A 12,697-nucleotide genomic window follows, 5' to 3' on the forward strand; every position below is an offset into this window, starting at 1 on the left:
GACGCCCTGACGGCGTCTTTTTTTATGGTTTAGCCACTCTGTAGAATGTAAATGCCAAGCCAAATCCTATAAGTGCCAGAATTACCCCGGCCAAAGATGGGTATTGGAAGCCATAGCCAAGCATTAAAATAAGTCCGCCTAAATAGGCCCCCAAGGAATTGCCAATATTAAATGAAGCCTGCGTAACCCCCGCACTGATCATTTCAGCATCTTTGGCGGTACGTAACATTAACAGCTGAATAGGCGACGCCAATGCCAAGAAACTGGCACCACAGGTAAAGCATAAAAGCAATGCCAGCCAGGTTACTTCCGAAAACAAAAAGAAGGTCATCAGATTTGCGGCTATAATGAGGAAGATGATCATACAGGCCTTTACGGGAGGCACTCGATCTGCCAGGCGGCCGCCAATTAGATTTCCGATCACCATTCCGAGTCCGACAAGGATCATGATATACATCATAAAAGATTCCTGAACCCCAGCGTTTTCGGTCATTAAAGGAGCGATATAGCTCAACCAGGCGAAGCCACCACCAGTACCTAAGGCGGTCATAAAGGTGATGAGCCAGGCTTCCTTTGTTTTAAAAAAGGAGAGTTCGGCCCCGATGGATATTTTCTTTCGAATAGGAAGATCGGGCAACCAGGTATATATAGAGATACAGGTGATGAGTCCGATTAATGCCACCAATCCCAAAGTGACCTGCCAGGAGAATTGCTGTCCCAAATAGGTGCCCAAGGGAACCATGATTAGATTAGCGACGGTGAGCCCCAAAAACATCAAGGAAATGTTCTTAGCTTCCTTTCCTTCCGCAGCCAACCGACTGGCTACAATAGATCCCACACCAAAAAAGGCGCCATGTGGCAAGCCTGAAAGAAAGCGCGTCAGACTTAAAAAGTGGGCCGTCGGACTCAAAATACTGAGTGCGTTAAACAGCGTAAACGCGATCATCAAGACCAAGAGAATACGTTTGGGTTTCATTTTACCCGACAGAAATACAATAAACGGCGCGCCAATAACTACACCCAACGCATATAAGGAAATAAATTGACCTGCCTGAGATACGGTAATATTAAAATATTCGGCCATATTCGGCAAAATGCCCATGATGACGAATTCGGTGGTCCCAATAGAGAGACCTCCAAGGGTTAATGGAAGAATTGATTTTTTCATATTAGCATCCTCTTAGGCGAGTTCTGCATCGGCGGCCAACCAGCGTTCTACTTCAAATTCTGCAGCTGAAGCCACGACCAGGTCGGGTGCATAGGCATACTTTTGAATGTCTTCTTTCTTGGAAACTCCCGACAGTGTCAAAACGGTTCGATAGCCCAATTGAATTCCGCCTAAGATATCGGTATCCATGGTATCTCCAATAATAGTGGTGTCGGTAGACGCCAATCCTAACTTTTTTCGTGCCACACGCATCATTACCGGACTAGGTTTTCCCACGGAAAAAGCTTCGACACCTGTAGCCTCTTCGATCATGGCTACAATCGATTTAATTCCCAAATTATTCCATCCCTCGCGCTTCGGGGAAGGATCGAGATTAGTAGCCACCAGTTTTGCGCCTTCCAGAATCATGTTTACGGCACTATGCACCATCTCTAAGGTAAAATTACGTCCTTCGCCTACCACGACGAAGTCGGGTTGGGAAGTTACTAAAGAATATCCGTTTTCGTGTAGGCTGGTTAGCAGTCCGCCCTCCCCCAACACATATGCTGAACCATGCGGTTTCTGACGTGCTAAAAACCATCCGGTGGCCATGGCGCTGGTAAACACATTCTCTTCTTCCGCGTGTATGCCCAGTCCGGCTAATTTATTAATAACATCTCTGGGGGTACGCTGACTGTTATTGGTTAAAAACAAGAATGGCACATTTTGTTCCTGAAGTTGTTGTATAAAGCGATCTGCTCCCGGAATGAGATCATCACCGCTGTAGATCACACCATCCATGTCAATAAGAAACCCTTTTTCCATCACTACTTCTTTTTTATTGGTAAAGATAGGAACGAAATAGGCCGAAAAACTGCATCATATTACCCGATAGCTGTGCGATTTTAACCCAAATTTTGCTTTTGAAGAAAACTAAGGGTAAACTACTCTATCCACAATTTGAAATCCTTTACCCGTTCGCGTGCCACAATGATCTCCTGGTCTTTGAAATTGTGTAGTTTGAGTTGAAGCCGACTGTTGGTATAGGATACTATGTCTCGAATGGCTTGAATGCTAATAATGAACGTACGATTTACCCGAAAAAACTGCTCCGGAGCCAATTCGCCATCATCCAATTGTTCCAGTGTGGTGTCCAGAAGGTAGTCGCGCCCATCTATAGTGTGGGCGTAGGTTCCTTTGTTTTCAGAATAGAAACACTCAATCTCATCGATGGGGATCATTTTAATATGCTGACCAATCTTTGTCGTAAAGCGCTTTTTATAGGGACGTTCAACGGGATTGACAAGCAATTTCTTGATATCTTCAAAGCTTAATTGCACTTCCTTGGGTTGAATATCTCGCTCCCGAAATTTTTCGATGGCCGTTTGCAGTTCTTCATCATCTATGGGCTTCAGTAAATAATCAACACTGTTGAGCTTGAACGCTTGTAGCGCATATTCGTCATAAGCCGTCGTAAATATGATGGCACTCTTAACAGTGACCTCATCAAAGATCTCAAAAGAGAGGCCGTCGCTTAATTGAATATCCAGAAAGATCAATTCAGGATGTGGGTTATTCGCGAACCATTCGATGGACTCTTCGACGCTATGCAGCATTTGGGAAACCTCCACATCCAAGGCTTCCAACATACGTTGTAGTCGGCGTGCAGCCGGTTTTTCATCTTCAATTATCAATACCTTCATTCCTTAGTTTTTATTGGAGAGGCGCACAGGCTTCCCGTGTTTCCAGACGTTTTCTAGCGTATTCATATTTGTGATATCGGTGAGTGGGTTGGCCTCTAATAAGAGCATATCGGCCCGGTATCCGGCTTGCAATACTCCTGTATTTCCCAACCGGAAATACTTCGCGGGTGCCGATGTGGCTCCTTTGAGAACCTCAATGGCAGGTACGCCCGCCTCCACTAACAAGCGCATTTCTTCGTACAGATCAGTACCATAATTGATTTGAGCATTGGGTGGGTCGGTTCCTACTAAGATCGGAATTCCCGCTTCGTACACCTTCTTCACTTCAGCAAAGATCGCTTCATCGGTAAGGAACGTCACTTCCTCTGTACTAGTACTTCGTATCGACGCGAGTAGCTTGACACTCGTGAGTAATGTGGGAATCACGAAGAAATCGTTCTGATTAGCTAGGCGCTTCAATCGTTGTTTATCCATAGGCGCATCCCACCAGATATGTACTAAACCATCGGCCCCTTCAGAAAGGACAAAGTCGGCATCCCCGACTTTAGAAATATGCACCACAGCAGGAATTTTATTTGCATGGGCCGAAGCAATAAGCGCCGAAACCGTTTCTTTAGAGAGCGTATTCTTCCAGGGCTCCACAATGATCTTGAGGTAATGTGCCCCAGCGGCTAAGCGCTCGGTTACAAAAGCTGAGGCCTCCCCTGGCGTTGATAAGGTAGGAGCTTCAAACCCAAATTGTGTTCCGTGGCCTTCCGGCGCGGTAGCGGCCGCACCGGCATAGAAATAATTGGCATATTGTGTAGAATCATTTAGGGTGGCCATCGTTTTCTGATATTGCTCCATCCCGTGCATATCTAAGAGGTGAAGCACTCCCGCCTGTGCTGCTTCTGCCAGTGCCAACGCACTCCACGCATGTACATGACTGTTGGTGAGTGCCGGCATCAAAAATTTGCCCGTACCATCAATCTGTTTGGTTTTGGCAGTAATGTTGGTACCCACTTTTGTGATCAATCCATTTTCCACCAACACCGAGGTGTTCTCGTGAAGTTCTTCGCCATCGAAGACCGTGGCATTGGTGACCACAAAGGATTGTCCGTAGCTAAGGGTACTAACAATAAGTATTAAAAAATAGAATGCCTTCATTACGAGTTGAACTTGTTAATTTCTTCGGTATCCCGTTCCATATATTCCTTGATCTTACGTTCTTCCCACTGCTTCAGAAACGAACTTTTGAATGCAAATACATACAGTCCGTGCATCAAAACGGCAGTTCCCCATATGATCGGGGTGGTAAAGTATCCCCAGTGTGGCATGGAAATTCGAACAAATCCATTTTCAAAAATATTCATTGCCGAGAGTAGCAAAATACTATTAATAATGATGTAGATCGTTAGATGGGTATAGAACCCTTTGATATCATCTACGCGTTTTTTAGCGCGTTGATAGTTGTCTTCTTTAGTAGGTTTCATGGCTTATTTTTTTCGTCATTATCTAAAAATTCTTTCATCTTTCGGTCTTCCCAGCGCTTTACAAATCCGAAGCTATCGCGATACACGTACAAGCCGTGAATAAGCAAAGCGATGGCCCATAGTCCCGTAGAGAAATAGGTGTTCCAATCCAGCCAATGCGAGAAGGCTTCATCCAGTTCTACGGTTCCGGTGATGAGTTTCCCCAATTCCATTCGCAGTATGACAAGAAGGAGGTTAATGACCACAAAGACCTTCAAATGTCCGTGGAAACCTTTGATGGCATCTACTTTTTTCCGAGCGCGTTCGTATGCTGTTTCCTTGTTTTTTTCTTCGGAAGTTTTCATCGTTACATCCATTTGTTATTGTTCTCTTCTTGATCCATAAACTCTTTCATTTTTCGTTCTTCCCAATTTTTTCCAAGGAATGGATTCCAGCGGAAGGCTTTTGCTGCCTGAAAAAAGAGTCCGATGCCCCATCCAAAAGCGGCCCAAAGAAACCACATGTATCGCCATTGATTGGTGTAGTAGTTTAAAGCCCCTAAAAAGGTAATGAAGACGCAGTAAAAGAGTAAGCTGCTATAGAATTTTTTGATATGACCAACGCGTTCTTTGGCGCGGAGGTATCGTTCTTCTCTGTTGGGTTGATGTGATTGCATAGTGATCATTTTTTAGCGTTCTCCTTAGCGGTTCAATTCGTTATCCATAAATTCTTGAATCTTTCTGGATTCCCAATCTTTACTGAAAAAGGGATTCCAACCAAAAGTTTCGGAAGCGTGGGACAACACGCCTATCCCCCAGCCAATAATGGGAAACAAGGCCCAAGGGAAATCACTTCCCAGGATATTCAGAATAACAAAGACAGGAACAAAAAGCAAATAAATTACAAGGTGTCCGTAAAAAGAGCGCAGTTCCTTCACATAGGCTTCGGCTCGTTGTCGTTTTGATTGCGGTAATTCGGTATAGGTTCTCATGATGTTTTATTTTAAATACAAGGTAAAACTAAGAAGCAGCGCAAGCGTATCAAAAGAAAGCCTACTGAACTGTCGATACTATTGGATCAATTGTAATGCTCCTCCTCTTCTTTCATGAATTGCCTGATCTTCTTAGCTTCCCAATCTTTTCCGAAGAACACATTCCACTCAAATATTTCCGCGGCATGACTGGCCACGCCAATACCCCATCCTACGATGGGAAACAACGCCCATGGAAAACTTGTCCCCGATTGATAATTCAACCAAAGAAAGATCGGAATGAAAAGAAGGTACATTCCAAAATTACCGTAGAATCCTTTCAATTTCTTGACGTGCTCTTTGGCACGTTCGTATTTTTTACCCGAAAGATAGGCTTCTTGAGAAGGGATGTTAGAAGTAACCTGACTCAAAAGCGGAATGGCTACCGTAAAGTTTCTAGCGTCCTGAGTGATCTCGACAGGGCGTTCTGTGAGTAAATAATATCGTTGCTTGATGTTTTGGAGTCCGACCCCACTACTCTCCCGCACTACTTTTTTGGGTTGAAGGTTGTTTTCAACTACCAGTTGGTTATTGCGTTCGTAGATATTAATGTGAAGTTTTTTGGAAGGCGTCACCTGATTGTGTTTTACGGCGTTTTCCAATAGCAATTGAAGCGAAAGCGGAACCACTTTGGCTTCTGGATTAGCAATGGATTCGGGAAGCGTAAACACAATACTATCTTCAAAACGCATTTTGATGAGCGACATGTACAACTGGGCAAATTTCAATTCTTCGGCCACTGTCACCAATTCCTTATTTTTCTGCTCTAGCACATAACGATATACCTTCGAAAGAGAAGTCGTGAACTTAGTCGCGGCCAGTGGATTTTCCTCGATCAAACTCGTTAATACATTCAAACTATTGAACAAAAAATGAGGGTCTAACTGGTTTTTAAGGGCATCAAACTGAGCAGAAGCCGCCTTTGCAATGGTCTTATGCTCTTTAACACGCGTTTCCTGCTTATGGCGGTAATAGAAGGCACCATAGAAAATGGCGGTGACAACAATCGCAATAATAAAACTGATGTAATAAAACGAGGGGCGTTCTTCACTGATAAACTCCTCGAACCCCTCGCCGTAGAAACCCATTTCTATTATGAGTCGCAGTAAGAAGATCATGCCCAAGGAAATGACCGCCGCACCCATCACACCCCGAACTAAATGTTTAGAAGTGTATAATTGATTTTCGTAGCGCTTTAAAAGAAAGGTAAAGAAAAGAGCATTTGCCATATAGAGGCAAACGGCGTACAATTGATTTTGAGCAAACGTGATAAGGAGTTCGTATCCGCTTTCAATTCTTATTCCATTGAGGTATTGAATGACCCCAAGAACAATGAAAATAAGCGTACCTATGAAAAAGGCCTTTCCTGTTTCTTTTGCTACATTCATTTACTTTTCGCAGTTTACTTTTAGTACCTCTAAGGCGCGTTCCTTTCCCCCACTGGGATAGAACTCTCCTTCCGGTTTAAAGGTAGCAAAAAGATCGATGGCACGTTGTACTTCGGAACAATAGGGGGTTACATCCTTCTTAAAGAATTTGGCACTTCCTATATTCCATTCGGCATTGCCTAAGACGACTCTGGGGTTCTCGGGGGCCAATGCCATCGCTTTCTTGTAAATTTCGGTGACCTTCATCGAGTTTTTCATGCCGTATTGATCGCTGTCATAAACGATCCAGGCAGTGAGCAATTGTGATTGGGCCACCATTATTTCGGGATTATTGGGACTTAAGGATTGGGCGGTTTGAAGAAAGCCCTCGGCCTGTTTCAAAAGTTCTGCCATGACCGCTTTGTCTTCCGCGGAAAAAGCGTCAATAATGAGTACTTGAGCCGCATAAAAGGGAGGCAGCCAATTATCTGTTTCTACTGTAGAAATACGCTCAAACAGTTGCGCGGCTTGGGTGGTTTTATTCTGCCCCCACAATTCAAAGGCTTTGGTCATCCCTTTTTGGTAGGGAGATTGCGCCCAAAGTAGGTTAGACAGGACCAGGCTAATGACAAGAATAGTAGTTTTCATAAAGTTTCATTTAATAAAAGAAATCCGAGACCTATGCACAAGAAGACGCAACTAAGCATCAGTGCAATCTTCAAGGTAGTATGTCTTCCAAGTTTTCGTAATATAATTCCTAACATAAGAGTGGTTTTTAAGTATTACAAAGATGTTCTTCTAATAGTTTTTGCTCAAGTAAAAGATGCTGAACTGTACGTTTCTGCTACTCAACTGTTTTTATAGGTTGTCCAATTGATTGTCGGTGCCATCCTCACTAAGGGTCCAGAAGAACCCCACAAAAAAGAATTGATCGGCTGCCGGACGTACTGCCCTTCGGTCAAAAACACCAGCAGCATTGGGGCTTGAAGCATATTCATACCCGTTGATATTCTGTATGCCAAGCACATTGTTAACCGACACATATAGAATTTTTTGAGGTGAAAGAAGATAGGCCCAGTTTAAACTAAGTCCGTGAAAGTCCTTTGTACGCTCCTGCAACCATCCCGGCTCATTGGGGTTGGTGTAGGGTCTTCCGCTGGCATACTGATAGCTCATTCCTAACTGGCTCTTCCAGGAATCCACCCAGTATTTTCCAACGACTGAAAGATTGTGGGTATTGGCAAACGAGGGTTGTGCCTGAATGGGATAGTTTTCGAAACGGCGCTCACTGTCCAAATACGAATAACTAACCCAATAATCTAAGTTCTTGATGGAAGCTTCATCACGCCAAAATAAATCAAGCCCCTGCGCATACCCTTCACCACTATTGCTGTAACCAATATTAGGTTGTGGCTCTTCCGTAGTATAGGTGATAAGGTTTTGATAGGTTTTTCGGAATACTTCCGCACGCAAGATTCGGTTATTCTTTACGTATTGATAATTCAATATATAATGGTTGGCCTGTCGGGGTGCTACTTCCGAAGCAAATTTTAATACCTCTTGGGTGGGTTGTTGATAAAACGTTCCGAAGGCTGCAGATACCTGCCCTTTTTCCCCCAACTTGAGGGCTGTGGCCACTCGAGGAGAAACGCGCCAGAGATTGGAGCTTCCGTAGTACGAACCTCTGAGTCCAAAATTTACGGCCAAACGTTTCGAAAAACGGTAATCTGTTTCTGCGAAGGTAGCGGTGATGGGGTTCGAAAACCCATAATCTAATCGAACTGCCTCCGAAGCGAAACGCTCTGAAAATTCGGTTAGAAACTGTTCGGCGCCCAACTGAACTTTCCAGCGGCTATTCAATGATTTTTGCAACGTGGCCTTGACGTGTGCTGAATGATCTCCATTCTCGATTTGATTGGAAAGAATTCCTATTTTATTACGCGTGTAGGTATAACTTCCGCCTACGAAAAGTTTCCATTTATTCTGAAGGCGCTGCGACCACGAGCTGTTGGTGTAAAAATTTGAATTGTTCAGGGCAAAACGAACACCCTCGGGCATGTCGATGGAAGGTTGTGTTAGTTCAAATTCACTATGATCAAAGGCTGCATAAGCTTTTAAGAGTCCGTTTTCAGTATTAAAACGATACACGGCCTCTCCGGAGAATCCTTGATACGGTTGTTGCCAGTTGTTTCTGTCCGGGATTAGAGCGATATATGGGGCCAAATTTATGTAAGAAGCATTCACGCTAAGAGAGGAACGTTCCCATTTCTGCGTGTTTCCCAATCCTAGACCCACACTCATGATGCTTATGTCGGTTTTCTCTTGGTCAGGTTCATCTACGGTATTTAACAATAGTACAGAGGAAAGGGCTTCCCCATATTCGGCAGCGTACCCTCCTGTAGAAAAAGTAATTCCATCAAAGAGAAACGGACTATACCGACCGCGGGTTGGGATGTTATTGGTGGTAGGCGTATAGGGAGCGAACACGCGAATCCCATCGATAAAGATCTGGGTTTCATCGGCACTGCCACCCCGTACAAAGAGTCGGCCATCTTCTGCTACGGTAGTCGTTCCCGGAAGGGTTTGCAACGCCCCTACAAAATCGCCCAGGGCACTCGCCGTGGTTACTACGTCTAGTGGATTTAGAACTGAAACCTTGCTGTTGTCCCCAGCTTCAAAGGTGCCGGCAGACACGGTGACGGCATCTAAGGTATTCACGTCCTCCCTTAATTGTAGCGATAATCCGTTCATAGTTGTTACCGCAGCCTCATACCGCAAGGTTTCGTACGTAATAAAGGATATAACGAGCGTCTTAACCCCTGTTTCGGAGGTTTCAAACAAAAAGCCGCCCGTTTCATTTGTAGATGCACCGTCGTAGGTGCCTTCCAAATACACATTCGCGCCAAAAATGGGCGTTCCTGTTCTATCGGTGACCGTCCCCGTTATTTGTTGTTGTGCGAGAAGTGAAGTAGAAAGCGCAAGAATTGTAGCTTGAACTAGGAAGATTAGTTTTGTCATGATTACATTTTACTTGTTCAAAACTGCGACCTTCCGCAAAAATTTAAAAAATAAGCCTACCGAACTGTACTTTTTTGATACTGAATTGTTTTCTTTGACAATTCCTTTGAATTGCTATCTTTACAAAAATTCTGATCCATGAAGAAATTGATACTTCCCCTACTGCTGTTGTTAGTGCTATCCTCAACCGCCCGCGCACAAGATACTTTTTCAATCATCGCCGTAGATCCGGCCACCGGAGAGATTGGTTCGGCGGGAGCTTCTTGTGTGGATGGTGCCGCTTCATTCGGAGGAATTATCGATATCATAACCAAGATCATTCCGGGTCGTGGTGGCGTGAATTCTCAGGCCTACGTGTGTATTCCGAATGTCAATCTGAACAATGCCATTACCGAAATGGAAAACGGGTCGAGCCCTTCTGAAATTATTGATTACTTACTTAACAATGATGCCTGTTCTTCTCAAGGTTTCGACCCACAGTTCCGGCAGTATGGGATCGCCGACTTTGATACTTCAGGGGATCCGAGAACGGCAGGATTTACGGGAAACATGGCAGATGATTACAAAGAAGATCGTCAAGGAGCCACGTATAGTATTCAGGGGAATATTCTTTTGAATCAAACGGTGATCGACAATATGGAAGACAATTTCAACAACACTTCCGGAACCCTGGCCGATAAACTAATGGCAGCCATGCAAGGTGCAAACTTTGCGGGAGCCGACTCCCGCTGTCTGGCACGCTCCACCTCTTCAACCTCGGCTTATTTACTGGTATATCGTCCCGATGACTTGCCCACTGAACCCCACTTGCGTTTAAATATTGAGGAAATGCCTTTCGGGGAAGAGCCTATAGATTCGCTTCAAACCTTATATGATAATTTTTTAGGAGTGAATGATATTCCGTTGAAAAATCAACTCAAAATTGCCCCGAACCCGGTGCGTAACTCCCTGTCGATGCAATGGAACGATCGCCTCAACTGGCAACGCCTGGAGATTTACGATATTCTCGGAAAACAAATCGAAGTCTTGTCTTTACCGGAAAGCGGCATCCTTCAGCAGACCTGGAACGTAGACCATCTCAACCCGGGCATGTATTTCCTTAAAGCGACAACAGCTACTAATACAGCCACCCTTTCTTTTATCAAAGAATAAGCATTAACGTTAATTTCCTTCTGAATTCTTTGCGTAGTTTTCCCCGATAATTCTGTACATTCGGTACAAACTAAGGGTATGACCGATTCTGAAAAAGTAACGAAGTATATAGAGAAGCACCAACGGTGGCATAAACAGTTAGCGCAACTTCGCCGTATTTTCTTAACAACAGAACTCACAGAGGAGATAAAGTGGGGAGCACCCAACTATACATTGAACGGAAAACTTGTGGCGGGAATGGCCGCTTTCAAGAATCATTATGCGCTATGGTTTCATCAGGGTGTTTTTCTGAAAGATCCGCATCAGCAATTGATGAATGCGCAGAAAGGCACCACCAAAGCGATGCGCCAATGGCGTTTTGATGCCAATACTCCTCTTCCGGAAGCCTGGGTTTTGGAATATTTGGAAGAAGCCGTGCAAAACTCAAAAGACGGCAAGGAACACAAACCCGAGCGGAAAAAATTAGTTATTCCCGCTGAATTGCAAACCGCTTTACAAAAGCATAACGAACTAAAAACAGCGTACCAAGAACTTACTCCGGGAAAACAGCGCGAATATGCCGATCATATTTCATCGGCCAAGCAAGAAGCGACCAAACAACGCCGTTTGGATAAAATCATCCCCATGATCAAATCGGGGGTGGGTTTACACGACAAATACAAAAATTGCTAGTTGAAACCACACTTCCTTCGATACAGTAGACGACAAGTTTGGTTTTATACCAAGCGGGCCTTATATATCCTGCTCTCATGGGTTCTAATCTCTAATATTCTGTTTTTTTATGAATATCTCACCTTAATGGACAATGGGGTGCTTAGTTCTGCCTACGATTTTGAGCAGAATTTTATCGCCAATTTAATTGTGGCCATTATTGCCGGACTTATTGGAGGGGTTATTACCGTGAATCTGATGGATCGTTGGCTTCGGAAGAATGCCTTTTGGAAAGCGTTACTCTACATTGTACTTACCTACGTAGTGGCTGCCATTACGGTAAGCGCTATAGGCGCGGCGTATTATTACAGTGAGGATTTGGGAATCCCTTTTTACCGTCCTGAAGTATGGCAAGAAGTATATGTGTTCTTTGGCACGTGGTTTTTCCTGAAACAATTTATTATTTGGTTGTTTATTGTAATCAGCACCTTGATCGTTTTGATGGTGAATGAAAAATACGGTCCGGGTGTGTTTCCAGACTACTTACTCGGAAAATATTTTCTTCCGAAGAACGAACGGCGCATCTTCATGTTCGCCGATATTAAGAATGCCACCGGCATCGCTGAAGATCTGGGGGAAGAAAAATACTTTCACTTTCTAAAAGATTTTTTTCGTGATGTCGCTCCTGCCATCGTACAATCGTATGGTGAAGTATACCAATACGTGGGAGATGAAATCGTGGTATCCTGGAAAATGAAACAGGGGCTGAAAAGTGGTAACGCCCTGCGCTGCTTCTTTAATATGAAAAAAAGCATTGCCTATCGTAAAGGTCGGTATCTACGTAAGTATGGTGTATCTCCTGAATTTAAGGCCGGATATCATTTTGGTGCGGTCATGGTAGGAGAAATTGGAAAGATCAAAAGAGAGATCGCCTTCTCTGGCGATGTACTTAATACTACCTCTAGAATCCAGGGAATGTGCAATGAGTTGGGCGTTGAGATCTTGGCTTCGGAAAAATTCGCGGACGTGGCGTATAAGCTTCCTAAAGGGGTTCAAAAAGTAAAGGTGGGAGACGAAAAACTTCGGGGGAAATCGGAAGAAATCGGACTCGTCACTTATGTACGTGAATAGACGCGGCATTATAATTGCTGCTTTTTTCAGATAATCAGAAAATCCAA

The 12,697-nt window shown here is 44.1% G+C and carries 14 protein-coding genes; 3 read left to right on the plus strand and 11 right to left on the minus strand.

What is annotated here, in order from left to right:
- Positions 1-22: 22 nt before the first annotated feature.
- The 11 genes from PO830_RS01700 to PO830_RS01750 form a co-directional block, all read right to left on the minus strand.
- Positions 23-1,168, minus strand: a complete 1,146-nt coding sequence (locus PO830_RS01700) for an MFS transporter (protein WP_272851801.1) — start codon at positions 1,166-1,168, stop codon at positions 23-25.
- A 12-nt stretch (positions 1,169-1,180) separates the two neighbouring features.
- Positions 1,181-1,972, minus strand: a complete 792-nt coding sequence (locus PO830_RS01705; protein ID WP_272851802.1) for an HAD-IIA family hydrolase — start codon at positions 1,970-1,972, stop codon at positions 1,181-1,183.
- Positions 1,973-2,091: 119 nt separating this feature from the next.
- The gene (locus PO830_RS01710) at positions 2,092-2,850 is read right to left on the minus strand and encodes a LytR/AlgR family response regulator transcription factor (RefSeq protein WP_272851803.1); all 759 of its coding nucleotides are present in this window, start codon (positions 2,848-2,850) and stop codon (positions 2,092-2,094) included.
- 3 nt (positions 2,851-2,853) lie between these two features.
- Positions 2,854-3,996, minus strand: a complete 1,143-nt coding sequence (locus PO830_RS01715; RefSeq protein WP_272851804.1) for an amidohydrolase family protein — start codon at positions 3,994-3,996, stop codon at positions 2,854-2,856.
- Complete coding sequence (locus tag PO830_RS01720; protein ID WP_272851805.1) at positions 3,996-4,322, minus strand: 2TM domain-containing protein; 327 nt, start codon at positions 4,320-4,322, stop codon at positions 3,996-3,998. The genes PO830_RS01715 and PO830_RS01720 overlap by 1 nt, the downstream gene beginning before the upstream one ends.
- Positions 4,319-4,678, minus strand: coding sequence for a 2TM domain-containing protein (locus PO830_RS01725; RefSeq protein ID WP_272851806.1), 360 nt, complete (start codon positions 4,676-4,678; stop codon positions 4,319-4,321). The genes PO830_RS01720 and PO830_RS01725 overlap by 4 nt, the downstream gene beginning before the upstream one ends.
- Entirely contained in the window at positions 4,669-4,977 is a 309-nt protein-coding gene (locus PO830_RS01730; RefSeq protein WP_272851807.1) for a 2TM domain-containing protein, read from the minus strand. The genes PO830_RS01725 and PO830_RS01730 overlap by 10 nt, the downstream gene beginning before the upstream one ends.
- Before the next feature lie 24 nt (positions 4,978-5,001).
- A complete protein-coding gene (locus PO830_RS01735) occupies positions 5,002-5,292 on the minus strand; it encodes a 2TM domain-containing protein (protein WP_272851808.1) in 291 nt (96 codons plus the stop codon).
- An 86-nt stretch (positions 5,293-5,378) separates the two neighbouring features.
- Positions 5,379-6,719, minus strand: coding sequence for a 2TM domain-containing protein (locus PO830_RS01740; protein WP_272851809.1), 1,341 nt, complete (start codon positions 6,717-6,719; stop codon positions 5,379-5,381).
- Positions 6,720-7,346 (minus strand): hypothetical protein, encoded by a 627-nt coding sequence (locus PO830_RS01745; protein WP_272851810.1) that lies wholly within the window; start codon positions 7,344-7,346, stop codon positions 6,720-6,722.
- Positions 7,347-7,556: 210 nt separating this feature from the next.
- On the minus strand, positions 7,557-9,716 hold the full coding sequence (locus PO830_RS01750; RefSeq protein ID WP_272851811.1) for a TonB-dependent receptor: 2,160 nt from the start codon (positions 9,714-9,716) through the stop codon (positions 7,557-7,559).
- A 138-nt stretch (positions 9,717-9,854) separates the two neighbouring features.
- On the opposite strand from PO830_RS01750, the gene PO830_RS01755 reads away from it, so the two are divergent.
- The 3 genes from PO830_RS01755 (at position 9,855) to PO830_RS01765 (ending at position 12,650) form a co-directional block, all read left to right on the plus strand.
- Positions 9,855-10,868 carry a DUF1028 domain-containing protein gene (locus PO830_RS01755; RefSeq protein ID WP_272851812.1) on the plus strand — a complete coding sequence of 338 codons (1,014 nt, stop codon included), beginning with the start codon at positions 9,855-9,857 and terminating at the stop codon, positions 10,866-10,868.
- A 78-nt stretch (positions 10,869-10,946) separates the two neighbouring features.
- Positions 10,947-11,540, plus strand: a complete 594-nt coding sequence (locus tag PO830_RS01760; RefSeq protein ID WP_272851813.1) for a YdeI/OmpD-associated family protein — start codon at positions 10,947-10,949, stop codon at positions 11,538-11,540.
- Positions 11,541-12,650 carry an adenylate/guanylate cyclase domain-containing protein gene (locus tag PO830_RS01765; protein ID WP_272851814.1) on the plus strand — a complete coding sequence of 370 codons (1,110 nt, stop codon included), beginning with the start codon at positions 11,541-11,543 and terminating at the stop codon, positions 12,648-12,650.
- Positions 12,651-12,697 lie beyond the last annotated feature (47 nt).

This window comes from Altibacter sp. HG106, from assembly GCF_028561755.1.
Lineage (GTDB): Bacteria > Bacteroidota > Bacteroidia > Flavobacteriales > Flavobacteriaceae > DFVG01.